Source organism: Iningainema tapete BLCC-T55 (genome assembly GCF_014698965.1).
GTDB lineage: Bacteria > Cyanobacteriota > Cyanobacteriia > Cyanobacteriales > Nostocaceae > Iningainema > Iningainema tapete.
In genome coordinates, this window is the sequence record NZ_JACXAE010000134.1 from 69,506 (window position 1) to 94,676 (window position 25,171).

At 40.7% G+C, this 25,171-nt stretch carries 29 protein-coding genes; 14 read left to right on the forward strand and 15 right to left on the reverse strand.

What is annotated here, in order from left to right:
* Positions 1-2: 2 nt before the first annotated feature.
* From ICL16_RS43715 to ispD, 3 genes are all read right to left on the reverse strand, one after another.
* Positions 3-350 carry a DUF760 domain-containing protein gene (locus tag ICL16_RS43715; RefSeq protein WP_190839235.1) on the reverse strand — a complete coding sequence of 116 codons (348 nt, stop codon included), beginning with the start codon at positions 348-350 and terminating at the stop codon, positions 3-5.
* A 94-nt stretch (positions 351-444) separates the two neighbouring features.
* Positions 445-966 carry an SMC-Scp complex subunit ScpB gene (gene scpB, locus ICL16_RS43720; protein WP_190839238.1) on the reverse strand — a complete coding sequence of 174 codons (522 nt, stop codon included), beginning with the start codon at positions 964-966 and terminating at the stop codon, positions 445-447.
* 117 nt (positions 967-1,083) lie between these two features.
* Positions 1,084-1,776 carry a 2-C-methyl-D-erythritol 4-phosphate cytidylyltransferase gene (gene ispD / locus ICL16_RS43725; protein ID WP_190838855.1) on the reverse strand — a complete coding sequence of 231 codons (693 nt, stop codon included), beginning with the start codon at positions 1,774-1,776 and terminating at the stop codon, positions 1,084-1,086.
* A 120-nt stretch (positions 1,777-1,896) separates the two neighbouring features.
* Between ispD and ICL16_RS43730 the strand changes: the two genes are divergently transcribed.
* Together ICL16_RS43730 and ICL16_RS43735 are read left to right on the forward strand one after the other, a co-directional pair.
* Positions 1,897-2,853, forward strand: coding sequence for a glycosyltransferase family 9 protein (locus ICL16_RS43730; RefSeq protein WP_190838857.1), 957 nt, complete (start codon positions 1,897-1,899; stop codon positions 2,851-2,853).
* Positions 2,854-3,330: 477 nt separating this feature from the next.
* Positions 3,331-4,092, forward strand: a complete 762-nt coding sequence (locus tag ICL16_RS43735; protein ID WP_190838859.1) for a hypothetical protein — start codon at positions 3,331-3,333, stop codon at positions 4,090-4,092.
* Between the two features lie 36 nt (positions 4,093-4,128).
* On the opposite strand, the gene ICL16_RS43740 is transcribed toward ICL16_RS43735, so the two are convergent.
* The gene (locus ICL16_RS43740) at positions 4,129-4,611 is read right to left on the reverse strand and encodes a CRR6 family NdhI maturation factor (RefSeq protein WP_190838861.1); all 483 of its coding nucleotides are present in this window, start codon (positions 4,609-4,611) and stop codon (positions 4,129-4,131) included.
* Positions 4,612-4,810: 199 nt separating this feature from the next.
* On the opposite strand from ICL16_RS43740, the gene ICL16_RS43745 reads away from it, so the two are divergent.
* On the forward strand, positions 4,811-5,743 hold the full coding sequence (locus ICL16_RS43745; protein WP_190838863.1) for a GIY-YIG nuclease family protein: 933 nt from the start codon (positions 4,811-4,813) through the stop codon (positions 5,741-5,743).
* Positions 5,744-5,872: 129 nt separating this feature from the next.
* Here ICL16_RS43745 and ICL16_RS43750 read toward each other — a convergent pair whose 3' ends face one another.
* Both ICL16_RS43750 and ICL16_RS43755 read right to left on the reverse strand, forming a co-directional pair.
* Positions 5,873-6,124 carry a hypothetical protein gene (locus ICL16_RS43750; RefSeq protein ID WP_190838866.1) on the reverse strand — a complete coding sequence of 84 codons (252 nt, stop codon included), beginning with the start codon at positions 6,122-6,124 and terminating at the stop codon, positions 5,873-5,875.
* Positions 6,121-6,285 carry a hypothetical protein gene (locus ICL16_RS43755; protein WP_190838868.1) on the reverse strand — a complete coding sequence of 55 codons (165 nt, stop codon included), beginning with the start codon at positions 6,283-6,285 and terminating at the stop codon, positions 6,121-6,123. The genes ICL16_RS43750 and ICL16_RS43755 overlap by 4 nt, the downstream gene beginning before the upstream one ends.
* Positions 6,286-6,454: 169 nt before the next feature.
* Here ICL16_RS43755 and ICL16_RS43760 point away from each other — a divergent pair, with 169 nt between their 5' ends.
* The 3 genes from ICL16_RS43760 to ICL16_RS43770 all read left to right on the forward strand — a co-directional run bounded on the left by ICL16_RS43760 (position 6,455) and on the right by ICL16_RS43770 (position 7,761).
* Positions 6,455-6,901, forward strand: coding sequence for a COP23 domain-containing protein (locus tag ICL16_RS43760; protein ID WP_190838869.1), 447 nt, complete (start codon positions 6,455-6,457; stop codon positions 6,899-6,901).
* Entirely contained in the window at positions 6,902-7,129 is a 228-nt protein-coding gene (locus ICL16_RS43765; protein WP_190838871.1) for a hypothetical protein, read from the forward strand. It begins immediately after the preceding gene.
* 80 nt (positions 7,130-7,209) lie between these two features.
* Positions 7,210-7,761: a tetratricopeptide repeat protein gene (locus ICL16_RS43770; RefSeq protein ID WP_190838873.1), complete on the forward strand. Its 552-nt coding sequence runs from the start codon at positions 7,210-7,212 to the stop codon at positions 7,759-7,761.
* A 64-nt stretch (positions 7,762-7,825) separates the two neighbouring features.
* On the opposite strand, the gene ICL16_RS43775 is transcribed toward ICL16_RS43770, so the two are convergent.
* From ICL16_RS43775 to ICL16_RS43785, 3 genes are all read right to left on the reverse strand, one after another.
* Positions 7,826-8,314, reverse strand: a complete 489-nt coding sequence (locus tag ICL16_RS43775; protein WP_190838876.1) for a PIN domain-containing protein — start codon at positions 8,312-8,314, stop codon at positions 7,826-7,828.
* Positions 8,311-8,571 (reverse strand): UPF0175 family protein, encoded by a 261-nt coding sequence (locus tag ICL16_RS43780; RefSeq protein ID WP_190838877.1) that lies wholly within the window; start codon positions 8,569-8,571, stop codon positions 8,311-8,313. The genes ICL16_RS43775 and ICL16_RS43780 overlap by 4 nt, the downstream gene beginning before the upstream one ends.
* A 139-nt stretch (positions 8,572-8,710) precedes the next feature.
* Entirely contained in the window at positions 8,711-10,936 is a 2,226-nt protein-coding gene (locus ICL16_RS43785) for a DUF8189 domain-containing protein (protein WP_190838879.1), read from the reverse strand.
* 764 nt (positions 10,937-11,700) lie between these two features.
* Here ICL16_RS43785 and ICL16_RS43790 point away from each other — a divergent pair.
* From ICL16_RS43790 to trxA, 7 genes are all read left to right on the forward strand, one after another.
* Positions 11,701-12,138, forward strand: a complete 438-nt coding sequence (locus tag ICL16_RS43790) for a hypothetical protein (RefSeq protein ID WP_190838881.1) — start codon at positions 11,701-11,703, stop codon at positions 12,136-12,138.
* Positions 12,139-12,396: 258 nt separating this feature from the next.
* Positions 12,397-12,630, forward strand: a complete 234-nt coding sequence (locus tag ICL16_RS43795; RefSeq protein WP_190838883.1) for a hypothetical protein — start codon at positions 12,397-12,399, stop codon at positions 12,628-12,630.
* 67 nt (positions 12,631-12,697) lie between these two features.
* A complete protein-coding gene (locus ICL16_RS43800) occupies positions 12,698-12,976 on the forward strand; it encodes a hypothetical protein (protein WP_190838885.1) in 279 nt (92 codons plus the stop codon).
* A gap of 185 nt (positions 12,977-13,161) precedes the next feature.
* Positions 13,162-14,307, forward strand: a complete 1,146-nt coding sequence (locus ICL16_RS43805) for a fibro-slime domain-containing protein (protein WP_190838888.1) — start codon at positions 13,162-13,164, stop codon at positions 14,305-14,307.
* Between the two features lie 83 nt (positions 14,308-14,390).
* Complete coding sequence (locus ICL16_RS43810) at positions 14,391-15,089, forward strand: hypothetical protein (RefSeq protein WP_190838890.1); 699 nt, start codon at positions 14,391-14,393, stop codon at positions 15,087-15,089.
* A 211-nt stretch (positions 15,090-15,300) separates the two neighbouring features.
* The gene (locus ICL16_RS43815) at positions 15,301-16,461 is read left to right on the forward strand and encodes a tetratricopeptide repeat protein (protein ID WP_238361218.1); all 1,161 of its coding nucleotides are present in this window, start codon (positions 15,301-15,303) and stop codon (positions 16,459-16,461) included.
* A gap of 112 nt (positions 16,462-16,573) precedes the next feature.
* Positions 16,574-16,891 carry a thioredoxin gene (gene trxA / locus ICL16_RS43820; protein ID WP_190838895.1) on the forward strand — a complete coding sequence of 106 codons (318 nt, stop codon included), beginning with the start codon at positions 16,574-16,576 and terminating at the stop codon, positions 16,889-16,891.
* 195 nt (positions 16,892-17,086) lie between these two features.
* Here the strand turns inward: trxA and ICL16_RS43825 are convergent, their stop codons facing one another.
* The 6 genes from ICL16_RS43825 to ICL16_RS43850 all read right to left on the reverse strand — a co-directional run bounded on the left by ICL16_RS43825 (position 17,087) and on the right by ICL16_RS43850 (position 24,160).
* Complete coding sequence (locus tag ICL16_RS43825; protein WP_190838898.1) at positions 17,087-17,971, reverse strand: GIY-YIG nuclease family protein; 885 nt, start codon at positions 17,969-17,971, stop codon at positions 17,087-17,089.
* A 30-nt stretch (positions 17,972-18,001) separates the two neighbouring features.
* Positions 18,002-19,126 (reverse strand): hypothetical protein, encoded by a 1,125-nt coding sequence (locus ICL16_RS43830; RefSeq protein WP_190838900.1) that lies wholly within the window; start codon positions 19,124-19,126, stop codon positions 18,002-18,004.
* A gap of 190 nt (positions 19,127-19,316) precedes the next feature.
* Positions 19,317-21,131: a hypothetical protein gene (locus ICL16_RS43835; RefSeq protein WP_190838902.1), complete on the reverse strand. Its 1,815-nt coding sequence runs from the start codon at positions 21,129-21,131 to the stop codon at positions 19,317-19,319.
* A 6-nt stretch (positions 21,132-21,137) separates the two neighbouring features.
* Positions 21,138-22,508: a hypothetical protein gene (locus tag ICL16_RS43840; protein WP_202896000.1), complete on the reverse strand. Its 1,371-nt coding sequence runs from the start codon at positions 22,506-22,508 to the stop codon at positions 21,138-21,140.
* Positions 22,509-22,560: 52 nt separating this feature from the next.
* A complete protein-coding gene (locus ICL16_RS43845; protein ID WP_190838905.1) occupies positions 22,561-23,283 on the reverse strand; it encodes a hypothetical protein in 723 nt (240 codons plus the stop codon).
* Between the two features lie 31 nt (positions 23,284-23,314).
* On the reverse strand, positions 23,315-24,160 hold the full coding sequence (locus ICL16_RS43850; RefSeq protein WP_190838907.1) for a hypothetical protein: 846 nt from the start codon (positions 24,158-24,160) through the stop codon (positions 23,315-23,317).
* 352 nt (positions 24,161-24,512) lie between these two features.
* On the opposite strand from ICL16_RS43850, the gene ICL16_RS43855 reads away from it, so the two are divergent.
* The gene (locus ICL16_RS43855; RefSeq protein ID WP_202896001.1) at positions 24,513-24,941 is read left to right on the forward strand and encodes a response regulator transcription factor; all 429 of its coding nucleotides are present in this window, start codon (positions 24,513-24,515) and stop codon (positions 24,939-24,941) included.
* Positions 24,942-25,171: the final 230 nt, after the last annotated feature.

Below are 25,171 nucleotides of genomic sequence, written 5' to 3' on the forward strand. Positions count from 1 at the left end.
GACTAATGATTATTGCTCAGATGATCTAACTGCATCCTTTGCTCCATCTGGCGTAAGAAATACCCTGTCATCATCGCTGATGCTAATAAACCAGCTAGGTTATCCCTATCTGTGGTGATTTGCACGTTGAAGTTTTCTGCTGGTAGCATCCCCACTAGCCCTTGGACGTTTTGCGAAATAATCTGCTTAATTTCGGGGCTAACGGATTGAGCGACACGGGATAAAACTTCTGGAGACTGATGCTGCAGATATTTGAGCAACTGATTGGGATGTTCCTCCTCGTGATCGGAAAGAAGCTGATTAGGGTGTTCCTCAAAGTTATCATTCAAAAAATCGGGATCAAACACCATTTGCAGTTTTTTTAGCTGAGTGGCTAATTCTACTCTAAACCATAGTAGAAGATAGAAGCATATTTCCTCTGTCGCGAGTACGAACAAAGAACTCTCATTCTGGTTCTGATGCTAGTTCTAGTTGTAGTTGTCGTGGAGAGGGAGTTGAAAAGGGTTGAGGGAGTTGCTCGATTTGGAAATACTGATGAAACTTGGGAGTAACTTGTAACGAGTAGGAACGAGAATCACTGTCGCGGCGCTTCCGCACAAAACCAAGCTCGACTAGCTCTTGAACTTGTTGATATGCACCAGAACCGCGTACATTAATCAAGTCGCTTTGTAAGATCGGGCTATTAAGAGCGATCGCTGCTAATGTCCGTAAGGCTCCCACGCCCAATTCCACTGGGATCAAAGTTTGCACTAAGTCATGAAAATCTGGCCTTAGTTGCATGGTGTACCCATCTGGAGTTTCTACCACTTCTAGGGCGCTTTCCCTGCGAGCATAATCGTCAATTAGCTCGATTATGCCAGATTCTACCGTAGCGCGATCGCACGCGGCGTACTCGGCTATTTCGCCGATGGAAAGGGGTTTTCCCTTCAAATACAGAATCGCTTCTATCTTTGTCGCTGCATTCATGGGCATAGTCATCTGTCATTAGTCATTAGTCATTAATCGCTTGTGCTTGTGCCCAATGACCAAAGACTATTTGCAAATGGAATGGATATTATCATACTCTGAACAAAAAGTCAAGTTCTAAGAGCGATTGCCTAATCTAGTTTGCAAGATAAACTCGGCGATCGCTAAATCTTGTGGAGTGGTTACCTTGAGATTAGTCTCCTCACCTTGAACAATTTTCACTTCATAGCCACACTTCTCAAACAAAGCGGCATCGTCAGTTACTTCCCACCCCTGTTGAATACCTTGAGCATGACACTGTTTGAGCAATTGAACATCAAATCCTTGGGGTGTTTGTGCCGCCCACAGTCGCCTTCGGTCGGGTGTACTTTGAATTATGCCATTTTCATCGACGACTTTAATCGTGTCTTTAACTGGTACTGCGGCAATTAAACCAGAACATTGCAAAAGCGTCTGGGCACAAGAGTCGAGTAAATTTGGTGTAGCAAGACATCTAGCACCATCATGAATCAATACATGACGACAAGATTCAGGTAAAGCCTGTAGACCATTGTAAACAGATTCTTGACGGGTTGAACCACCTTTAATTAACTCCACAGGTTTCGTTAGCGGCAAATCGGCTAATATAGCCTTGAGGTCTTGCCAGTCAGATGGTTGGGAAATGATGCCAATCCAACTGATTTGCTGTGCAGCTATTGCTGCGGTGAGTGTCCAACTGATAATTGGTTGGTTACGCACCATTAAAAGGATTTTATTGCGGTTACTCCCCATCCTTCGTCCCATTCCCGCTGCTGGAATTAATAAATACACAGTCTCCCTCTATCTTGAAAATAGCTGATGGCTAATGGTCACAATGAACAATTAGCTTTTAACAATTCCCCTGCACTATCTTCCCCTAAAATAGGGGACGAGTAGGCGTAAATAAATATTATGCGAATAGTAGCCCTTGTTCCTGGCGGAATTGGCGACCAAATTCTTTTCTTCCCGACTTTAGACGATTTAAAGCGATATTACCCCAACTCTCAAGTAGATGTCGTTGTTGAACCCCGTACCAAGGCTGCTTACCGAGTAAGCAAGTCAGTCAACGAGGTATTGACATTCGACTTTAAAGATCGTAATAGTTTGGCAGATTGGGCCAATCTGGTGGGCATAATTCGCGATCGCGAGTACGATGTAGCTATTGCTGTGGGGCAAAGTTGGGTCATAAATCTTGTACTGTGGTTAACTGGAATCCCTACACGCATTGGCTATCAAGGTAAGGGAAATGCTTTTCTCACCAACAAAGTACCTTTAAAAACACAGCAGTATCCTGCTACTGTGTACCATGACTTGTTACAAGGGTTTGGGATTGACTCAGCATGTCCAGAGTTAACAATTAACCTGCCCAAACCAGACATTGATTGGGCTAACAAAGAACAACAACGACTGGGAGTTAAGGAAACTGGTTACATTTTGATTTATAACGGCTTGAGCGAGTTAACTCTACGTGCTGGCAAAGAGCAAATCTACCCAGTTGAAAATTGGCAGTCAATTATTCAAGATTTTCAGCATAAGCAGCCAGATATGCCTATAGTGGTTGTTTCTAACCCCAATACTCCAAATGTAGGTATTCTAAAGCAATCTGTACCCGGTATTAAGGTGACATCTCCAGGAGATGTCGGCAAACTAGCGGCAATGATTGCTTTGGCAAATTTGGTTGTGTGTACTGAGAGTGCCTCAATGTACTTAAGTATAGCGGTACAAACCTACACCATAGCCTTATTCGGTTCCAGCGAATCGGCGTCTAAGCTACCTCAAAATGAAAAATTCCTAGCGATTATATCTCCCACAGGTGATGTGAAAGATATTTCACCTAAAACTGTATTGGAGAAGATTTGGGGTGGTTAAGGTAGTACCTTTGAATTAGTGACCGAAGAAAGAACTCACCAAGAAAGTACTTAGAACTCAGTCTACTGAGTTCTTCTCTTCATCAATTTTTGTAAAGGTTTTTCAAACTTAACAACTCTATTTTTGGGGAAAAAACTGTATTCAAGCCAAATTTAATAAATTTTGGGCGTAAAAAAATAATTTTTGCAAAAAGCTGCGTAATAGCTGTTATTTTGTCTAAGTTTCTGGGAAAGATACATATGAGATAAAACTAATTAACTCTAACCAAAAAATTTAGGTTAGAACAAAGATTAGTGACCTCAGTACAGCAAGACTGAGGATTTTTGGCGTTTTGGTGACTACTGGTTGCCAATGTTACCTAAATGGATCGTTTTCGGGTGGATCTGACGCGCCATGTTCCGTGTTCCTTCACTTCCCTCTTGCTGAAAGGCTAGTGCATCTACAAAGAACGTGATGAACTCTCAAAAGGAAAAACAAATGGCGATTTGTTTACATGGCTTTATTAGTAACGCAAAACGTTACGTCCAAGTAGAAAGCCAACCACATCATCTCACTAGCATTTTTAGACAAATTATGCGCTCAAATACGCTACCTTACTCTAAATTTAATCAGGTACAAAGCGCATACGAACAGTGCGAAGAAGATGGAACAATTACTTTCTACCAGGTTGACAAAATTGATGTAAATAATTCAGGGATTTGGACTTATCTTGTGTATGAATGTCCCCCAGGTGAAGAACATGTATTCCGTGACTCATCTATCGATACTAGTACAAATCCTTTGGAGGAATTATTTTGTGGAAAAAAACTAGTTCAAGTTGCTGTAGATATTAATGAATATCTTGAATGTCAATGTCATCCAGACGAGTATTTAGATGTTTTACTTCCTCGCAGTTGGCATTGTGCAGATGCTCAACAGATTGCCAGTCTTCTGTTGGAAGAATTTAAGGCATTTAAATCCTCATCAGTTTTTGCAGAAGGTGTTGGCAAAGAATACATGCAAGTAGTACTTGATGGATTTATTCAAGCCGCACGAGAAGTTATGGAAAATGGTGGGAGTTTAAAAGATTTTGAATCAGCCCAATATGATGTACTACACAAAGTTAGGATAGATGAATTAGCCAATTTCATACTGGAATACAACGATTACCGCATTTGGCTATCTGCTTTACCTAGTAAATCTAAAGCGGTTGAACATGCTTTTAATACTGCTTTAAATTTAATCTGCCGGATTCGGTGATAAATGTAGAGACGCCCCGACGGGGCGTCTCTATAGTTAACCGTCAACTATCATCTCGAATAAGGCATCCTCTAATTCATAACCAAGCAGTTGTGCCATTGATTGAATCCTAAACTGACTAGGAATTCCCTGCTGTTTTAGCCAATCAGTTAAAACAAATAACTTGTGCATTAAAAAGATTTCTAATGCTTCGAGATTATATTGAATGCCTTCTTTAGCACTGAATTGGTGGGGTACAAGCATGGCGGCGTAACGGACAAATTCTCCAGATTTCCAATTCAGCAAAAATGGTAGCCAAGGGTAGCGAGCATCCAAGCGCACAAACCATAGCCTTAATTCTGGGATTTCGGCAAGTTCCCGTGGATCGCCTGGTTCCAACTCATAGTTAATATCAAATTTTAGTTCTTGTTCGTGGGATGCTATCGCCCCATCTTGCAGCAGTTTTTCAATCACTGTGGTTACAGGGGAAAGATCTAAGGAGTTAATGGTGTTAGTGTTGAGTGCGATCGTGATTGTCATGGAAACAGTAGCTACGAGGTGAGCAACAAGAGTGCGATCGACAATCTACATTAGCAGCTTTCTGGGATTGTCGCTACATTTATTGATGACAACGGCACGCGCATCAACTTGTCATCAGTACATATTTATCATAGTACACAAATACTAAATTTTTTGCTAATTATAAAGTTATAGGTTTTTAAATATCAAGGTATTGTTGATGTGGTTGAAATATGGCGTGGATAAAATGGGGACATTAGTAAGTATAGAAGATGTTCCCAAAGGCAAAACCACGCTTAAATGTCCGTATTGTAGCGGTGGACTAACGGCGAAAAAAGGCAAGATAAAAGAGCATCACTTTGCTCATACAGAAGTTACCTGCCATCGGGTAGCAAACCGTGAGTTTCCCGTTCTGCCACTATATGATAACTTCAACATACAGTTATCAGGCAAAGATTTGAAGCAATTAAAACTACTTTGGAAAGAGTATGGTTCTAAAAACTACTCTATTTGTTCTGACTTAGTTTCTTCAGAATTGATCAAAACTGGTTTGTTGCGAAAAAATGTCTATACTATCCCTCCAGAATACGAATTTACAAATTTAGGTAAAATTCCTGTAGGAGCGTTAGAGTTAACATTATTTAATGAAGTTCAGGAACCATTATTACTCAAAAAGCTATTGAAACTAGAGCTAGCTGTTGAACACGCTCTACATAAAAATGCCCTTGACTTACAATACAGAATTACAGATTTGGAACTGTACCGCGCTCAACTTAAACGCATCCTATCATGTAAATTATATTTTCTCAAAATTCAAACAAATTTAGGAACTATTTATAAGATAGGAGTAACTCAAAGACCTATCGAGGAGAGACAGAAAGAAGTAGAAAGGGATTTACGCGCACATTATCAAACTATTACTATTGAAGTGCTAGGAACTTGGGAGAACCGAGGGAATGTAGAACTGTATTTCAAGCACCGCTATCGAGAATTTAATTATCCTATTGGAAGTTTGACAGAATATTACACATTGAGTAATGAGGACGCTAAAGTTGTGGTGTGTGACTTACAACAGATGCATCCCAAAGTACTATCTTCAGTTGATATATCTATTTTAGAGGACGAAGCGATCTCAATTCAAGTTGCTAGTTAGACAGAATAATTAAGCCTAGACAGCGCCTAAGAGTTGTACGTAGTTCTTTCTTAGTTGGCGATCGCTCTTTGATGACAACGGCGTAACATCTCGAAGAAACGCGCCTGTTAAAGAAATGATCGCTAATCACTACAAAACTTCTCGCTTCATTTCCTCTAGTGACAGTTTTTTCCCTGCTTTAAACTCTTGTCTTGCCTTTTGGATAATTGCCATAAACTCTGGATTCATGCTGAGAGATAAGGATTCTGGATCAAGCTCTTTGAGAGAAACAACCGCAGCGATCGCTTTACCGTGCATCGTCAAAACAATCATCTCATCATCGAACTCCTGTGCATAAGCGGATAAGGACTGTGATGCTGTAGAAAGTTCAATTGTTTTCATTCTAGTTCCACCTGTTGACTTGAAATAGTTAGTTTGTTTCCTTCTTTTCGACCTACTGCGAGTACCCTTACTACATCTGGCTCCTCTGACGCAACCTCATAGAAAACACGCAGATCGCCTATTCGTAATTCCCAAGGTGCAATTGGGTTTGGGCGCAGCAACTTACGATTACGGGTTTCGGTTAAAGGTTCATATACCAGTTGCTCCTCAATAGACTCTATTACTATAGTTCGCTAGGAGTGCAGATAAAGTCCTGAGTTGCTCTTTGACGGACTCAGCAAATTCAATAACATACGCCATTATCTTAGCTTACTGTGGATTTTCTGTTGTATGAGTAGTCAAAGTGCGATCGCTCCATCTTGCCGCAGTTTTTCAATCACTGTTATGCTTTCCGAACTATTTCGTACAAATCGTGTTTATTCGGAGTCATGGTCTGATTATTTCAGCCGTGCAGGGCAAGCTCCTCAAACTCGTTGTCAAAAGGTATCGGAAAGATTTCAAACCTTGTATGACAAAGGGTTTTTGAACTATATCACGAGCGATCGCCTCAATGGTGAAAATGTAGTCTGTGTTGCTCCTGACGAAAAATCGCCTTGCATTGATAATGGGCTGTTGTTCACTCTCAAACCGGATGAAAAACCTGCGGAGGTGGTTCAACATATCTTTGATATCCGAGATGACAAGACTAAAAAGCCATTGGAGGAAACTGAACGAATATATATTAATGTGAAACAACACTTAGACACAGATTCAGTTGAGCCTCAAAGGAATTGGTAGATGAGATTTTCAAAGAAAATACTGAGTTTGTTGCTCGGTGTGTTGATGATTGCTGGGGCTGGCTGTGTACCGTTTCAATCGCAACAGCCATCTGATCAAGAGCCGCCACAAGCAAAGACACCACTAACGGTGGAGCAAATTGACAAAATTGCTGAAGAAATTACGGTTAGAATCGATAGCGCAAGTTCTGGCTCAGGGATGACCGAGGAGATTTCCGTCTTATTTTAAAAGATAAGCAGGGAGCGATTGACGATTACAACCAAGCCTTAAAGTATGAACTAAATGCTCAAATATCTGCTAATATTTATTTGAAGCGTGGTCAAAACTATCTTGATACAGGAAATAAAGATAAAGCTATTAAAGACTTCCTAACAGCTTCACAACTATATATAAAAGTAGGAGATATGAAGGAAGTAATCACATCTCTTGATAAATTATTAAAAATTGCTCCCACCAATTCTGAAGCATACAATGAGCGAGGAATTGCCAAATCTAATCTCAATGATTACGAAGGAGCAATTAAAGATTTTGACCAAGCAATTCGTCTCAAGCCTAACTTTGCTCTAGCATACTTAAATCGGGGTATTACCCGCTTTAGTATGAGTAGATTTCTAGAAATTAGAGAGAAAAATAAAATTTTTTATGTTTTTCGGGATGATGGTCATGACATAATCCAGGATTTACAGCAAGCAGTGCTACTCTTTAATCAACAAAAGGATGAGGTTGGTCAAAAACGAGTACGGGAAGTTGCTAAAAAGATTCAAGAGACTTTTAGTAAAGCTATAATATTATATGATGATGACCAACGAAAAATTCAAGATGCTCTTAATAAACTTCAGCAGCCTCCTAATGTTCCTTAGCGATGGCTGAAATTTTTTACTTATCAGGCTTAAGTGCTTAATTGACAGACTTCTGCTACCCCTGTTATTCTCCAACCTTATTCAAAGACTCTTGATAAACCAAATTACTTAAACGAAACTTTCCCTGATTTTGCAAAGCATCAAGTTGTTCTTTTAGACTAGGTATGAGTCCAGTTTGTTTAGCCCAGATTAGAATACCTACTGTACCTAAAATTGGTAAACAGAGTCGCCGAGCCACTCGACGAGCATTCTTTTCATCCAGCAAAATCGCATCCACTGGTTCTTCATTGAAGAGGGCTATAGCTTCAGCTTCACCTGCATCCAACTCTATCCGCAACAGCGAAACCAGAGACTCATTGGCTACTTTATTTACTGTAAACCCTGTAGCCGAAGCTACTTCCTCGGCTCCTGGTTGACCAGATCCAGACATCACCACTTCGTGCCAAACTGCTTCAGGTAGCAATACTCCTTGTGGAAATCTCTCGTTCAACAGCGAAAGTTGCCCAATCCTACTCAAGGCAATTAAAACAGAAGAATTGGATATTGCCTTCAACTTAAAGACTCCAATGTTGCTAAATCAGCTTCTAATTCCTCTAAATCATAATTGCGAACTACACCTTCAGTACCCAACAATTCATGAAATGCCCATTTACTCATTTGAGCTAACTCACGAGCTTTGCCAAAGGAAAGTAGACCTTTTTGATATAATCGCAGGGCAAGCTCTTGACGCACACGAGAAAGGCGCTCATCAGGCGGTACTCGCAACGCATCCGCTAAGTCTTCAGGAATTTCTAATACTAGCTTGCTCATCCCTTTCACACGTATTTTGGAGGATGCTTCAATTTTACTACTTACTTTTTGCTGAAAAATTACTAAATTTATGAGGATTCCCCGCTACACCTACAAAGGTTAGCGGGGAAGATGTCAAATACTCTGTTGATGATTTGAATCAACCAAACCACTTGCGATACACAGCGTTATCGCCACCAATCACAAAAGTATCGATACGGTTGAGTCCCCAAGAAACAGCGCCGGGAGCAGAAACGCATGTGCCACCTAAGTTTTCCCAAGTACTCCAAGATGTACCATCCCAGTACTTACGATACAAGGCGTTATCAGTACCAACAGCAAACACATCTAATCGATTCGCACCCCAAGAAGTGACGGCGGGAGAATAGAACCACAAACCCCCTAAGTTTTCCCAGTTGCTGCTCCAAGATGTACCATCCCAGTACTTCCGGTATATACTACGATCGCCACCAATCACAAACAAATCAATGCGGTTTTCTCCCCAAGACACAGCCGCAGGAGCAGATAAGCAAAAACCGCCTAAACTTTGCCATTCACTCCAAACAGTGCCATTCCAAAACTTGTGCCACACAGCGTTGTCAGCACTGATGGTAAATACATCAAGTCTCAAAGCACCCCAAGAGGAAACAGCTACACCCTGTTTGCACAAACCGCCTAAGTTTTCCCAATCACTCCAAGCCTTACCATCCCACGACTTACGCAGTACTTGGCGTTGTTGACCAATAATAAATGTATCGATCCGGTTTGTGGAAGCAAAAGCCGCAGGGGCAGACAAGCTAAAGCCGCCTAAACTTTGCCATTCACTCCAAACATTACCATCCCATGATTTCTGATATACAGCACTGTCAGCAGCGATCGCAAAAACATCAAGGCGATTTTTTCCCCAAGAAGCAGCCGCAGGCGCAGAAAAACTGTTACCACCTAAATTCTCCCACCCATGCCATACTGGTAACTGCGGTACTATTAAGTCTAGAGCAGCTTTGGGCTGAATAATGCCAGCACCGGAATGTTGATCAAAACCAACAGGACCAATATCTTTAGCTGTTTTCTTAAGAACGTCCTTTAATTCCTCTTGAGTAAGAGTTGGTTTAGCTTGCTTGAACAACGCTGCTACACCAGCAGCAATGGGAGTAGCAGCAGAAGTGCCATTGTCACTACCAAAGTAACCCCGGAAATGAGTAATTGAACAAAAGTCAGGCTTGTTAGGATCTAACGCTGCAGGTCCTTGACTACTATAACCAACAAACTGCTCATCTTTGTTGACAGCACCCACTGTAATCACTAACGGATGTCCGTTAGCTCCCCAAATACTTTTACCAGGTCCGGCATCACCGCCACATCTACCACTCGGACAAGCTCCGCCACAGTTACCCGCAGCAAATAACACCAAAATACCTTCGTTAATAGCTTCTACTACTTTGCGGGTGAAGGGATGATCGGGATTTGTGGCATAATAGTCATCCCAACTTTTTTGATATATACCCCAACTATTAGTCAGAATTTGGGGAGTGCCATCGGTTCTATGCTGGTTGATTGCCCATTCAAATACTTTCAAAGCATTGGATATGGAATTGCCACCGGAAATTCGACAATCATATATTTTGGCTTCCGGAGCCATACCTAGAACATCAGTGGCACACATGTTACCATGTTCATTCCAAGCTTTTGCTTTTGTCCCCCAGTCAAATGCGGGACCACCAATGACGTTGGGAATGCGGCGAATCGTTTCACCAACAGCCACTTCGCGACCTTCAGCCGTAATTCCACCATCCACCACGCCAACAACTATACCTTGACCTTTGTAGCCAGCCGCCCAGATTTGATCTACACCAAAATATTTGGCAACATCAGCGATCGCTCCTTTCGGTGTTGTAGGCGAACAATCACAAGTACCAATTGGACAATTACCAGCTTCATCCATTGGCATGACCAAATCTTGATCAACTACCTCTGAATCGAAGGGAGCAATTGGCGTATCTTTATAAACTTTTACTACGTTTGACTGTGCCTCCAAGTCTGGGATTTGACTTTCTTCAATCACCCCACGCACAATCATAGTCTCTTCATTGCTACCCATCAAACTTGGTGCTTGCTCACTAGCAGAACTGACTGGTACGGGTTCGTAACTAGTATCTAATTGAAAGCTAGTAACATTCATCTCAGAAATCACCCCAGATGCGCCCATTGCGCCTTGAGTTTTGGGTACACGTATTTCGACAAGCACGTTTTGCATCTGCCCTACACCACTGGAGTTCATCTCGCTGCTGGGCATTTCACTTGTACGGGGTGGTGTGTCCATGTTTATGGATGGCATTTCTGGTTGTGTTCTTCCAGTGGACATGTTATTATTATTGCCAGTGTTCATATTTTTGTCCTTTTTATCGGTTTTTAGGTATATTTACATACAATGCGCTAAATTACCAGCAGATATCAAGCTTGAAGTGAAGCTTGCTGGTATGTCTGATGATTTCTACTATCTTAAGTTTTGATTTTTCGGATTTTTTCTCCCAATCTTATGTAAAGATACAAAAACTTTTCAATTAAGTGAATATACTGAAGTCTACAATTGCTTCATCTTACAAGTTATTTGTAAAGACACAACATTCTCTGGAGGGGTTGGTTAGAATTACATGACCTCTCTGAGGGTTGGTATGTTGCTAAAGAACCTGGAGGGAAAAGTCAAGACATAATATTTACAGGAAAAAAATCTTAAAAGTATATAAAGAACAGCATTTTTGATGCTGATTTACTGTACTTTAGAAAATTGAATTCAAAAATAACAGGGAGTCCAGACTAGAAAGTGTGGAATTGAAACTTGGAAGTTATTTTTCCGAAGCGCCCCGCGTCTCATTCGAGCAGTTTGCCTTCTTACGGCATAAAAATCTTTTTTGTAAATTGTCTTGAAACAGAGAAACCAAGCTCTAAAAAAATGGGAACCTTAATAACAAATTTAAAATTTGTATTAAAGGATAACCAGACCTAAAAAGGTTACTCAATTATAGCCGATAACGCGCATTTTCTTTACGGAAAACAAAGAACAGAGAATCTCTGTTACCTGTTACCCGTTGCATTTTTTTGTAATGAAAACACAATTCTACACCATTACATTCTCCATAAGAATTAAAAACAATGACAACTGCAAATCAATCAACAACTCAAACAACTAATATTACAGATTTAGTGGTTAACAGTAAAAAGAACTGCTACCACCTCTTTTCTCAGCGTATGACTGAGATTCAAAACACAGGAGTTAACACAGAACTAAAGCCAGGGATTCACGTTATCAGAATTCGCAAAGGTTCTTTTGATTACGTTAAAGGCGATGTTCAGAAGGGTGAACCCATAGTAATGCTCTGGATTTATGGTGGTAAGTTCAAGAATCTAAAAACTAATATAGAGGTTCCTGCAGGCTGGTCAACTTTGAATGGTTATGACGATACCTTGACCTTAGCAGTATCAGAAACCTCAACACTGTGTGCCTTCTTTTTTGATGTTGAAGTTGGGGATAACGATGGAGATGTGACAGTTTCAGTGATAAAAGTTGGTGAACTTAATGATTTAGATTAAGTTGTTTACTTGACTGGATCGCAAAAGACAGTCATTCATAAAATTATGACATTAAGGGGTATGAAGAGGCTACCGATGGTGGTTTCTTCATACCCCGTCGGATAAATATTAAGAAACACTTTGCGATTCCAGTTGCATAAGTCTTGCATTTTTTGATATGTAAACTTTCTTTAATGAAAGTATCTTAGATTATAGTGATTTGTGCTAATATCTTAAACAAGAGATTTAAAAAGTTTACATTCAACAGGAACAAAATAGATGAGCGAACAAAATTATACAAATTCGGATTCAGGCAAATTGGCTTCGTTGAATATCGAGTCTTTAAGTTTCGATAGTTTTGCACGCAACCCAGGAAACGACATCGTTTGTGTGGCTCCAGTCCGTACCATTGTTAGACGAGAAGAAGAGATTGTTCTGATTCGTCGAGTTCGTAAGGTTGAAGAGATAGATGCAAGTCCAGCTTGTCCAGTGAACACAACTCAGTTGAGTTAGGTTCAACTAGAGGGTGCACCAACCTAATCAAACTCAATGATCTGAAGCAACTACAAAAAAGAGATTTATGAGTGCTCAAAATTTTGATTCAGGCAAATTAGTTTCGCTAAATATCGAGTCTTTAAGTTTCGATGATTTTGGTCGCAATTCAGGAAGCGACATTGTTTGCGTCGCTCCAGTCCGCACCATTGTCAGACGAGAAGAAGAGATTGTTTTGATTCGCCGGGTTCGTAAGGTGGAAGAAATAGATGCAAGTCCAGCTTGTCCAGTGAACACCACTCAGCTGAGCCAGGTTCAACTAGAAGGTGCACCAGCCGAACAACAAAGAGCAGGAATTGGCTTGTGAAAACCAGAAAGCAAGAGTTAAGCCGAAACAAGAGTTGAACTATCTAGCCTGCTTAGAGAATGTGCATCAGTTGTTCAAAGTCACACTAGTCATTTAGGAGTTGATGATGTACACAACTGGTGCATCTTTAGAAAAAAGTTAAAATTATTTTACTTAATAAGTTAATATAGTAAAGAAACAGAGCGATGAGTGATCACCCTGATAAAATAACTATCAATGCGATCGTTCGAGACTTTCGAGCCGACCATCCTGATTTTGAGACAGACCGTTTCACACTGTGGAATCGAGATGATCTACGCAAGCCGGACAAAGAGATCGTGCAAGTCCAGTTAAGTGCTGACAATAAGCCAATTTATAATTCTCAGCATTACCATCTATCAACCTCAGGTCAAGCAAAATATTTCGATCAGTGGTATAGAGATGTTCCCGGTGTAAATAAATCATTTAAGTATCCACTGGTATTAGAACATACTGGTAATGGCAACTATAAATTTGAGAGTTACTCGTTTTTTCCCCTAGATGGGCAGCAAGAAATATTTGGTACTCTATATGAGGAAATTTTGGATAGTCAGCACCAATTAACTCCAATTGGTCGCAAAGTAATAGAAAAAAATGAGGGTGTTCTGAAGCATGAGGATGGAAGACCCTTTAGTAGGGAAGATGTGGAAGGAAGGTTTCGTTTTGATCAACGCTCAAAACAACATAATTACCATTTCACTCTTGAGGCAGTCACAAGTTTTACTTATCAGGGCACAGAATATTTTAAATTTTTTGGGGATGATGACCTGTGGATTTTCATTGATGGCAAATTGGTTATTGATCTCGGGGGACTTCATGAAGCAGCAGAGCAAGAGATTGATTTGAGACTGACAAACCCGAAAAACCGCGCTGGAAATAAATCAACTACGTTGGCACTGAGAGTTAGAGATGATTTAGGTATTCAGCATGCCGACGAAAATCTAGAACTGGTTCTGCAAGTTGGGCAACAGTATGACCTGAGAATATTCTATGCAGAGCGGCATACCTTCGACTCCAACTGTTGTTTCTATACCTCACTACAGTTGAAATCAGAAACACCAGAAAAAACGCCTGATACTCCACTTAGTCCAATACCAAACACCTCAAAACCATCCCAACTTATACCATCATTTATAGATGCAATAACCTTCGACTCATTTGAACGCAATCCCGAAAGGGATATTGTCTGCGTCACACCCATCCGCAGTATTATCCGTCGAGAAGAAGAAATTACGATTATTCGCAGAGTTCGTAAGGTAGAAGAAATTGAAGCAAGTCCAGCTTGTCCAGTCAACACCACTCAGTTGAGTTAGGTTCAACAAGAGGACAAATGTAGTCTTGAAGAGAAAATTTCAGGTTTTCTCTGTCTAAAAATAAAATGTTTATGGAGAAATTTATGAGTTCTCAAAATTCGGATTTTGGCAAACTTATTTCACTAAACCTTGAGTCCCTAAGCTTCGATAGTTTTGGACGTAACCCTGGAAATGACATCGTTTGCGTTGCTCCAGTCCGTACCATTGTCAGACGCGAAGAGGAGATTGTTCTGATTCGTCGGGTTCGCAAAGTAGAGGAAATTGATGCCAGTCCTGCTTGTCCCGTTAATACAATTCAGATTGGAAGTTATAAACTCACTGTTTATGCAAACGCTGGTTTACAAAATAGTGAGGATACAATCACTGATAGAAAGGAATTTGTTCGCACACTTTGGAATAACGGCAAGTTACCTTATATTGCTAACGATCAAGACAAACCGATTAAAGTAAAACTTGATATTAAGGGCAAGTGGAATTATGGTCCTAATGAGTTTAATGCGCTTGTAGGTAGTGAAGGCAATCAAAGCATGACCTCTAAAGAGACAGCAGAGGGAGATATGCTCTTTACAGAACCCGAAATTCGCCCAGCAATGCTAGTTGCGTTCAAAATTGAAAATCAGGGGGGCGAATTTAAGTACAAGCCTGTTGCTTATGGTGAGCAGTTAAAGCGGGAAATTACTTTGCAACCAGGCGAAAGATTGTACTTTATCAACAACGACCAACCAGGTTACTACAAGGACAATGATAAAGAACTCACTGTTGAATGGACGATAGTTTCATAGTTTGAAAACTCAGGAAAGTTAAGGTTCTTGATGCAAGTCTGGCTTAGGCAATAATTACGGCTCCAGAGTCGTAACGGCAAGAGAAATAACCTCCATTTAGCTGAATGTCACAGGGCTAGGGATTTGCTAACAGGGAAGGTTAGCTTTCTTAGTCCTGTTGTTTATTTATAAAACCCAAATATTTTATTATATTTCATGACAATGACCGGAAATGATTAAATCAGTTGTTTCACTGGACGGAAATTATTTTTCCAGGATAAACTTTACTATGGTTAGTTTTTTTATTGTCTTCACTGTTTTGTTTTTACTATTATTTTCAGTTTTGATATTTAAACGACGGTATAATTCTCAATCTCAACAACAAAAATTAAAAAATATTCAAAAGGAATACAACCAAGAAACTTTGGAAAGGCAAAATTTCACAAATATGAATGATTCTCAGTTGGAAACACAGGTTTCACAAGAACTCAAAGAAAGGCAAAATTTTACAAATATGAATGATTCTCAGTTGGAAACACAGGCATCACAGGAACTCACAGAAAATCATAATCAAGAAAATTTGGCAGAGCTTGAAAGCCAAAGTGTCATCTCTCAAAATGATTTTCAGTCGGAGCAAAATTATTACAATTTAGGAAATCAGTTTTTCCATCAAAAAGATTATCAAAAAGCAATTGAAGCTTATACTAAAGCGATTCATTTAAAGCCTGATTATGCTGAAGTATATAATAATATTGGCAATGTTTATTATCAGCTAGGCAATTATGAACAAGCTATTGACGAATATACCAAAGCTATTGATATTAATCCTGAATATACAAAGGCTTATTATAATCGCGGCAATGCCTATCATGCATTGCAACAATATCAACAGGCGATCGCCGATTACGATCAAGCCATTAATCTAAATCCAAAATATGCTGAAGCTTATAACAATAGAGGAAGTATTTATTGTACTATAAAAGATTATCAACAAGCAATTGAAGATTATGATACAGCAATTGAGATTAACCCTGAATTTGCTGAGGTTTACAATAATATAGGCAATCTTTATTATCAGCTAAAGAAATACGAAGAAGCCATCGAAAATTATAATCAATCCTTAGAGATTTTGCCCCAACAACCCGAAGCATTTAACAATCGAGGGAATGCTTATTATGCTCTAGAACAATATCAAGACGCAATTAAAGATTACGACCAAGCCTTGACAATGCAGCCTAGTTATCCTGAACCTTACTACAATCGAGGGCTTGCCTATAAAAGGTTAGGGAACAATGAAATAGCCAGAAATGACCTACAAAAGGCACTTAGCTTAGCGCAACAACAAGGAAATACAATTCTTCTTAAAGAATTACAAATAGCCATGCAAAATTAAAGTATAAACAAGGGAGATGTGATTTCCCTCGTCAAAGTTGGCAAACGGAGCGTGCTAGTATAATTTGTATAATTTTTTTTAGTTTTCCCTATCAGTACAATTCAGAGCAAGCATGAGTATTAAAAAACAATTTTCCAACTTTCAAGAACTGATCGCAAACACAAATACTCCTGTGTTAGTTAGTTTCTATGCAACTTGGTGTGGCTACTGTAAGACGTTGGCACCGATACTAGATCAAGTCAAAGCACAGATGGGCTCGCGCATCCAAGTGGTCAAAATTGATTCAGAGAAATATCCTCAATTAGCGTCTCAATACCAAGTTCAGGCTTTACCGACGACACTTGTTTTTGTGGATGGGGAACTTGCTAGTCGGATCAAGGGTGTCATGCAAGCCTCCGATCTGATGCAACACTTGACAAAATTTCTTTAATCATTTGATAAAACTAAATTAAATATTTAGCTATGTCAACCTAAGTTAAGATTCTTGTGGGGCAGGCATCCTGCCTGCTCAGAAAATTCACTCTTACGGGCAAGATGCCCATCCCACAAGCAGACAAAATTCATACTGCACTCTATGTAAGGCCTAGTGTTGCCATATAAAAAAACTCTGAGCGATCGCTCCCCTCTACAGCATATCAACTCTCTCCTTTTCAGTGTAATGAGATTTCAGAAACTGCTCAAATTCTGCTTCCGTTAAATCTTCCATTTCAGTGTCTTTCAAATGGCTGAATACACGAGGATATTTTTGGCGATATTCTCGCTCTCTTGCTAAGAGGGTATTTTCATTTGCATTTGGATAATGAAATACTTTCACTTTGTAATCTACCAAAGGAATTTTCAAGTGAGTCAGACATAATCGATGCTCCCTAATCCGTCTGGGAATATCAATTGCCTTTCCAACATATACGCGATTTTGCTTATGAAAAATTACATATATGCCCCGTTGCCATCTCATCTTCTTAATTTTGTTTGGAGCATCCTTAAGCGGTATGAGATCAGTTTCTCCAGCGGCTCCAACCATATGTTCAATTTCTCGCAAGGAGGGTTCCATTCCCTGTTCAAAATTGTCAACTTCCAACAGTTGCTGTAGTTCTGCCTCTGTCTCGCGCTGATGCGGTGGTGCAGTCGGTATCATCGGTGGTACTTTGTCTCCTTGTGCCAACGTAGTGATCAACACAATCCGATTACCGTTTTCACCCCCTGGTCGATAGACAATGGGAACACCGCGTACAATAGTAAAGCGCTTATTGTAACTTGATCGCGTTTGTCGATAGTGTTTAGCCTTTAAGAACTCGCTTTTGAACGTGCTTGGATCAAACCGAACACCCCTAGACAAAACACGTTTCAAGAACCGTTGAGCAAAATGTGAAGTTGGTAAAAAGCCTTGTCGCTTGAGGTACGCAGCAAACTTTTGTGCAGGGTTACGTCCTGCTTGTCCCCTTCTGTTGAACTCATCCTCATCCTCGAATTCCGAGGATTCAAATAGCTCCTGGTCAAGTAGGTAACTCATATTTGGTTTCTAGTAATAAAGATACAATGTCTAGCCCTGTCCCGCACTCCTCAAACCTCTATGACCATTGTTACGAGGTTCAAAAGGAACTACCCTTTGCGTATGACCACGGAAAGCAATACCCAAAGTTTCCGCACTGGTGAGCCATTCTTCGGCAACATCAGCAATTTCTCGTAGTAAGGCTTCAAACTCAGCGCGTGAAGTATTGAGGATATATTTTTGCGCTAACCAACGAATAATTGCACGCCCAGCAACTGCCATGCGATGGCGTTGAGAAGCATTTACATCTTCTTTGAAGTAGCGCAGCATGATTTCTTCTACTACATCCCAAGCATTATCTGCACCAAAGATTCTCTTAACATCATCTGCACCCAAGATTTTGAAGGCTTCTTCCAGTAGTTGCAGTACTTCTACCCGCAACACGGTAACATGACCGTAGGAAGACCACTTGAGGTTATTACGTAAGTCTAAACCGCCACGGCGTACAGTGGCAATACTACCAAAACTGGGATCATACGCACGTTCACGGATGACATCCGAGATTCTTTTATCACGCCAGAACTCAGCTACATTGTTAATGAAATTAGTGAACAACGTGTGAAATTGCGTATTTGGTTTGGCGTTGAGCATGGGCGGGACAGTGGTATAACCTAATACTCTGCGATAGGTTTGCATCCGCTCTTTTTGGGTGTAGCGTAAAACGCTACGTCGATCAAAACGATACAAACCGTAAGCACCATCACCGTTAGATAATCTGACTGCGCCAGCGTTGAAAAGTTCTTGCAGTTTGCGCACGGCACGAAATACACCGACTTTCTCATGTTGGTAGAGATAGTATAAATCGGCAACTGCGAGAATGCGATCGCTTGCTACTTGCTCGTCGTAATCTTCAACGCCTTGGGGTAGGCGAGTTGCTGTTACTTTTCTAGCAGCGTCTTTACCGATACCAATTAACTCGGCTAATCCTCCATCTGGTGGTGGCGCAATTTGTGCTTGGCTTGCTAACACCTGAGAGAGCATATCCTCAATTTGCTGAGTTAGTGCATCAGCTAATTGTGGGTTCTGGATTAGTTGCGGCGCGAGTCTGTCTGCAAGGGTTTCTTTTAAAGCCGCTAAGCGATCGTATAAATCTTGGTTTTCTCCTGTCGTTGACATAATCAGTCTCCTAGCTGTTAGTTATTAGTTATTAGTCGTTAGTTGTGTGTTATGAACTAATAACTATGGCGTTCCTAAATAGTTGGTGAAGTTGATTTTTTTTTGAACCGCAGAGGACGCAAAGGACGCTGAGGAAAGAGAGAGTAATAGAATTTCACAATTCAGATTGGATTGCTATAATTGCTAATTACTAACCGTTTCTGCGGTTAAATATTTGGCTAATAAACTTCTTTCCTTCGGGATTTTTCAACAAATATCGGATATCTTCTAATAAGTCTTTTACATCATCTGCATCTGGCATTCTGTCACTAGTTAAAGGTGGAATCAGTTCCATTGCCAGACGTTGGACTTGATACAACTGGAATGCCAAATCTCTCATCGCACGGCGTACACCCTCGCGCTGATAGGCACTGTTGGGAACACGCACAAAAGAAGCAGCTTGCACAAGAATCATTAATCTAGTTGCTGTTTCGACGATAGATTTTGCGATTCCTAATTTGCCACCAGCAATTGCAATAGTTGGTGCTTCTTTTGTTGTCCAACTTAATGCCCATGACAACAATTTTTCTAACGTCATAGCTGGCGTTAATTGTTTAGCTTCACCTACTGTTACTTTAGTTCCATCTGGTAAAGTAAATGCTGGATCTTTGTCTTGTTCTTTTTGCGATGTAACTCCTAATCTAGCATCGCCATTGAGTAGAGGAGTTTTTGGTTCTTGTCTGGCTTTGGTGAAATCAATCCAAACAGCTTGTCTCTCAGCAGGACCGAGAAAAACACTGTCCATAATCCGATATGTTTCTTGAACTGATTCGGCAACAACTGACAAAGCTTGAGATAACAATACCAGTTGTGTTCCTAAATAAGCGCCACCACCTGTATTTTCAATAAAGGCATTCCAACTAGTTCTGGTAGAAATTAGAGAGTCTCTGATAATCAGGAAATTGCTGAAGTTTTGTTCTTCATCAACGTTGTTAACACGCGATCGCAACAGTCCAAAAATATCAGCCAAGTCTTTTAATTGACCGCCATTCTCATCGGAATCATTATTTGCATCACCTAATAGTAGTTGGAACAAACTTTCCACTCGTTGTGCGCGGGGTCCACCTTGTGTTCCCAACTCATTAATTAACTCAACTATCTGAGTGCGGATAACTGAACGCACAGCTTCCATATTCTGTAAATCAGCAGCAGGATTAAGCGGATAAAGTTTATCTAGTAGCCGTAAAGCATCATCTAGCAAAGTTTTGGCACGATGGTAAAGGCTAGCTTGCGCCCCACTCACTGTTCCCCCTAATTCAGTTTGGGTAGTGCTATAGCCGCAAGGAGTCCATTTATATGTGATGCGTCCGTTAATTTCTTCGGGAGTAAAGGTTTTATTTAGTAAATCTACGAGTGCTTTTGGGTCATCTTGAGGATTTCTACACAGTACTTGACCTAGAGCGTTGTCTAAAATCTGCTGTAAAGAACCTCCAGTAGTATCCGTAGGAACTAAACTTGCATTACGGCTTGAGTAAATTGGAGCAACTTGCTCTATTGTCGGTAAGATATCAATTACCTGATCTTTATACTCTTGAAATCCATTTACTGTGTTGGGTGGGTTTACTATTTCAGGAACTATCCCTGCTTTCTCAATAGTAATTGAGTATTCAGTTTTTTCTCCATTCAACTGCACAGGTAAAACGAGATTTGTGAACAATTGAGACTGCTCAAATACAACAAGTTTATATTTCCAAATAATACCAGGAAAGTCTACTTCTACAGTGTGACCCAGTAATTCTTTACCACGATAAACTTCAAAATAAACATCTGGTATCCAGTCTATTTCTTCACTATCATTAATGAAATCTTCGTCGGAAAACTCGATTTCAAAAATACCACTTAAATTGGTTTTATCGCTACCAAGGCGGTCATCTAATTTCTCATGTTTATCCCACGCCTCGACTCTTACCCCTACCTCAACGGTTGAATTCTTTGAAACTTTACCTTGAATTCGATAATTTGTCATTGTTTTCTATCTCCTTGCCAGCGCCTTATAGAAGTTTTGCGTAATTACTTTCGGCTCTGCTAATCGCCTATCCAGTGCCGATCTCGACGCCCCAATTAAAAACCGTTCGGGAATTATTCCCGGATCGTTCCCCGCCGCTAGCCGTTCTCCTGCTTCGTCAATCATTAACTGATGCTGTCGTTTAAATCCTGTTACCTCAGCTAAGGTTTTACCGCCAAGCTCGTCGTATGGGGTGTAGCAAATAGTATCAACTACTAAACGATTAGCTTTGCTGAAAGTTGCCAAGATTTCTTCAGGAATATTACCAGCACGGGGGTTAGGATAAATACTCTGCCAAATACTGTTGTAGTTGTTGGCAGCTTTTAAGAAACCCATCCGGCGCAGTAACTCGGTGCTGATGAAAACTCGTAGATAAGGGATGGGATGTGGTGCTCCTGGGTGGAAATGAAGGGTAGCTTGGGGAGAACGAGAGGCAATGTCCATCAGTGAAGCTACTATATAAGGACCACCCAGTAATAACCCAGACATATCGGCAAAGGTTTCGCTATGCCAACGAGTCCAAGTGGCAGCAACAAATTTGCTCATCCCGGCTTGCATGAGACGCTTGGCAATTGCATGGGGAATTTTCTGCCGCAGTTTTAAATCTGTTTGCAGGTTATGGGAAACTTCATGCAATATTGCCCCTAATGTCCACGGATTGACTAGCCGATGATAGGGCAGTTGAATTAACGGAAAGGGATTAATCTGTTGACTGAGTTTGGTGAGGGGAATGCCGCGCCGAAAGGTTGCTGGAGAAAAGCCAGTTTTCATGTAGGAAAATGGCGCTGGGGCAGGAATTGATCTGGCTTTCCCCAAACCCATGTATATATATTGATAGCAATCTAAGGCTATGCGATCGCACGCTAACAACCAGTTACCAAATTGAGATTGTCTTTGTCCGAACAACTCGAAATAGAAATCCCAAATTTGTTCAATCGCTCGTACCAAGTTATGCGCCCGATCTTTGTGGCTGATTAGTTTTTGCAACAAAGCGGTATCCGGATTGTGAATTGCCTCATCAGCGCTTTTTGCCACTGTTTTTGAGACTTGCTGCAAATGCGATCGCAACTGAAGAATTAGTTGATTTACCGCATCAATATGGGCATCGCTGGGACTAGCGGGATCTATACCAAACTCGTTGTGTCGAAAAGGACGCAATGCTGCTGCGTGCCTGGTGACATTCAGCGCCTGTACCCGCAACCAAGGGTTTAGATTTGGTGGTTCTACGAACGTAGTCCTGGGACTAGTAGTTTGATACAACCTAGATGCCACGTTGCTCGAATCACCCCAATCATCCGCTGCGTTTTCTAAAGTCAGCGTTTCAAACAGTCCGTTCATAACTTTTTTTGATATCAAGCTTGACTTTTTTCCAAATTTGTGGTTATAAACCCTACGTTCTGGAGTTTCGACGGCATTGGCAACACTTTTTGCTGTGAATCACGCGCGATCGCTTCATGACATTAGCAGCTACTCTCGGTTTACCCAAAACCTGAGCAGTTTGACGCGCCAAAGTTTGTACAGCAGACTTTTGTGTAATTGGTTGACCCTTCGCCACCTGACGAGCCAAATTACCCACCGTACCTTGTACAATCCGTGGCATAGCTTTCAGCAGTGGACGGGTGGTAGGACTGCGGTACAGAGAGCGTCCAATTTTCGCTGCCCCTTGAATCAGTCTTGGTGCTACTTTGGGGATGATTTTACTAGCAGCAGCTTTAGCGATTCCCGGCAATAGTTTAGCGGCTAGGGGAATTAATGCACCCAGAAAAGCTTCAGCTTCAGCTTCACTCTCACTGTTAGCTGCCATGTGTCCCAAATGTTCCATCAAAGTTTCATACTCGCTTGCCTGAGCTAATTCAAACTCACTTTCAAACTCGTATTCACCCTCACCTAACAAACCACCAATTGTTCCCAAAAATGGTTCTCGCTCATTCTCAAACTCAAATTCATTGTCTCCCTCACCAAGTAAGCTACCAACAGCGTTAATTGCCTTGGGTGCAACTTTGCTCAATAAGTTGCCTAAAAATTCTTCATTTTCATACTCACTTTCCGATATATTCTCAAATTCCCATTCAAATTCTCGGTCTAAACCATTTTCCAATTCATATTGATACATAGCTTTACTTCTCCTTGATGGAATACGATTCTTAATTACTCATTGCTCTTTTAGTTGGAGCAGGCTTTTTAGCTTTGCGTCCTTCTTGAGAAGAACGCATCAAAGTTTGAGCAACAGTGGTGGGATTACTTAATACCTTTTGGGTATGAGCAGCCATTACACGGGCTGCAACTCGCGGATTAACGGGCTGTCCTTTTTTTGCCTGCTTCACAAGCGTTTTGCTCGTTCTATCAACAATTGAAGGAATTACTTTTACCAGTGGACGAGTCGAGGGAGATTTACGTAAGGTGCGTGTTAAGAGAACTGAACCTCGAATCAGATGGGGGGTAACTTGGCGTATAGCAGGTGAAGTGAGGGGAATAATTCTGGCAGTGAAAGCCCCGGCGTAGCCTTCAGCTTCGGCTTCGCTTTCCACTTTGCTAGCAGCAGTTGCGAGAGCTTCGGTGAGAGCTTCATATTGTGGTACATTCTCGTACTCGTACTCACTCGTCATTTCCCCAGTCCATTCGTACTCACTCTCAAATTCGCTGGTTAATTCGTACTCAGATTCGCTTTCTCTTGCTAACTGACGAGCGATCGCACCCAGTGCTGCACCAGCAGCCGGACCACCAATAGCTGTACCCACAGCGCCTGCAGCTATTGGTGCTATCTTTTTCAGTACGGGAAATAGTTTGCGACCTAGTTGGCGAATTTTAATGAACTCTTCGCTTTCATACTCGTTTTCATACTCGCCTTCGCCCAAGCCCAACATATTACCTACTGAGCCAAGAAATTCTTCATTTTCATACTCACTTTCAAACTCGTTAGAGTATTCACTTTCAAATTCGTCTTCAAATTCGTTTTCAAATTCATGTTGCATGGTTTCTCCGTCCAACATTTTTTCACTCCTTGGATGAGAATGCTTACAGTTTCCAGGTATAACTGCTGTTGCAAGTTAATCACCAGTCACTTTTTTTGAGGAAACACATTTTTGGTAGCTCATTTGAGCTACAACAGAAACCCGGTTTCTTCAAGAAACCGGGTTTCTAGCTGTTAAAGGTCTGTTATAAAAGGTTAGATTAATCTATTTTTGCTAGCAAACTAATAGTACCCATAGGGGTCATTGCATAAGTTTTCTGTAATAGCTGTAATGAATTTATGACTTAAAAAAAATTTATGTATTGATTGCGTAATATTTGTTTCATAGTTTGAATAAATTTTTAGTAAACTTTCAAGGATCAGTAGTAGCAATGAAAACCTCAAACAAGAGCAAAGTTACTCCAACTGAGCATCAGGCTGTTTTGAAGTTAGATCAAGAAGCACTATTGCAGAGTCTAGTTAGACAAGTTGCAACTTCTCAAGAGAGCAAGCTACTTCCCATTAATGAACTGATGGTGAATGAAGTAATTTTGGAATCTGATGTAGATGGCGTACACTACTGTTTAGTACGTTGTTGTCCTCAATCTCAAGAAAAAATTAACCTTAGTCCCCGCGAACAGGCGATCGCCAAATTAGTTGCACAAGGTTTTCCCAATAAATTGATTGGTAGCAGCCTACACATTAGCCCTTGGACAGTCGCCACCCACATCCGCCGTATTTTTGTCAAGCTTGGTGTCAGTTCCCGAACAGCCATGATTACTCGCCTACTAGAGTTCAATCTGCTACATCTCAATGACTGATGATACAACACCCAGCCGCAAGTGGACGTTTATGGCTATTTTAAGCTAAAGTTGTAATGAGTTTGTTTTAGATTAAGGTGTGTCAACGCAACTGTCATAAAATGCAAACACTTTTTTTACCCTAGCTGGTAATTCATACAGCAAACAAGCGCAAAAACACAGCTAGATGAGAAATATGAGGTGTAAAACCTTTAGATATATAAAATAACAAACTTTCTCAAGGGCAAAAT

What these genes read in the sequence shown, in the direction of transcription:
- ICL16_RS43785 (WP_190838879.1), bottom strand. Translation starts at nt 10,936, where the DNA reads ATGAACACTGGCAATAATAATAACATGTCCACTGGAAGAACACAACCA.
- trxA (WP_190838895.1), top strand. Translation starts at nt 16,574, where the DNA reads ATGAGTATTAAAAAACAATTTTCCAACTTTCAAGAACTGATCGCAAAC.
- ICL16_RS43730 (WP_190838857.1), top strand. Translation starts at nt 1,897, where the DNA reads ATGCGAATAGTAGCCCTTGTTCCTGGCGGAATTGGCGACCAAATTCTT.
- ICL16_RS43750 (WP_190838866.1), bottom strand. Translation starts at nt 6,124, where the DNA reads ATGAAAACAATTGAACTTTCTACAGCATCACAGTCCTTATCCGCTTAT.
- ICL16_RS43855 (WP_202896001.1), top strand. Translation starts at nt 24,513, where the DNA reads ATGAAAACCTCAAACAAGAGCAAAGTTACTCCAACTGAGCATCAGGCT.
- ICL16_RS43805 (WP_190838888.1), top strand. Translation starts at nt 13,162, where the DNA reads ATGAGTGATCACCCTGATAAAATAACTATCAATGCGATCGTTCGAGAC.
- ICL16_RS43740 (WP_190838861.1), bottom strand. Translation starts at nt 4,611, where the DNA reads ATGACAATCACGATCGCACTCAACACTAACACCATTAACTCCTTAGAT.
- ICL16_RS43840 (WP_202896000.1), bottom strand. Translation starts at nt 22,508, where the DNA reads ATGAACGGACTGTTTGAAACGCTGACTTTAGAAAACGCAGCGGATGAT.
- ICL16_RS43800 (WP_190838885.1), top strand. Translation starts at nt 12,698, where the DNA reads ATGAGTGCTCAAAATTTTGATTCAGGCAAATTAGTTTCGCTAAATATC.
- ICL16_RS43735 (WP_190838859.1), top strand. Translation starts at nt 3,331, where the DNA reads ATGGCGATTTGTTTACATGGCTTTATTAGTAACGCAAAACGTTACGTC.
- ICL16_RS43815 (WP_238361218.1), top strand. Translation starts at nt 15,301, where the DNA reads ATGATTAAATCAGTTGTTTCACTGGACGGAAATTATTTTTCCAGGATA.
- ICL16_RS43795 (WP_190838883.1), top strand. Translation starts at nt 12,397, where the DNA reads ATGAGCGAACAAAATTATACAAATTCGGATTCAGGCAAATTGGCTTCG.
- ICL16_RS43830 (WP_190838900.1), bottom strand. Translation starts at nt 19,126, where the DNA reads ATGTCAACGACAGGAGAAAACCAAGATTTATACGATCGCTTAGCGGCT.
- ICL16_RS43845 (WP_190838905.1), bottom strand. Translation starts at nt 23,283, where the DNA reads ATGTATCAATATGAATTGGAAAATGGTTTAGACCGAGAATTTGAATGG.
- ICL16_RS43825 (WP_190838898.1), bottom strand. Translation starts at nt 17,971, where the DNA reads ATGAGTTACCTACTTGACCAGGAGCTATTTGAATCCTCGGAATTCGAG.
- ICL16_RS43715 (WP_190839235.1), bottom strand. Translation starts at nt 350, where the DNA reads ATGGTGTTTGATCCCGATTTTTTGAATGATAACTTTGAGGAACACCCT.
- ICL16_RS43835 (WP_190838902.1), bottom strand. Translation starts at nt 21,131, where the DNA reads ATGACAAATTATCGAATTCAAGGTAAAGTTTCAAAGAATTCAACCGTT.
- ICL16_RS43760 (WP_190838869.1), top strand. Translation starts at nt 6,455, where the DNA reads ATGAGTAGTCAAAGTGCGATCGCTCCATCTTGCCGCAGTTTTTCAATC.
- ICL16_RS43745 (WP_190838863.1), top strand. Translation starts at nt 4,811, where the DNA reads ATGTGGTTGAAATATGGCGTGGATAAAATGGGGACATTAGTAAGTATA.
- ICL16_RS43810 (WP_190838890.1), top strand. Translation starts at nt 14,391, where the DNA reads ATGAGTTCTCAAAATTCGGATTTTGGCAAACTTATTTCACTAAACCTT.
- ICL16_RS43765 (WP_190838871.1), top strand. Translation starts at nt 6,902, where the DNA reads ATGAGATTTTCAAAGAAAATACTGAGTTTGTTGCTCGGTGTGTTGATG.
- ICL16_RS43780 (WP_190838877.1), bottom strand. Translation starts at nt 8,571, where the DNA reads ATGAGCAAGCTAGTATTAGAAATTCCTGAAGACTTAGCGGATGCGTTG.
- ICL16_RS43790 (WP_190838881.1), top strand. Translation starts at nt 11,701, where the DNA reads ATGACAACTGCAAATCAATCAACAACTCAAACAACTAATATTACAGAT.
- ICL16_RS43850 (WP_190838907.1), bottom strand. Translation starts at nt 24,160, where the DNA reads ATGTTGGACGGAGAAACCATGCAACATGAATTTGAAAACGAATTTGAA.
- scpB (WP_190839238.1), bottom strand. Translation starts at nt 966, where the DNA reads ATGAATGCAGCGACAAAGATAGAAGCGATTCTGTATTTGAAGGGAAAA.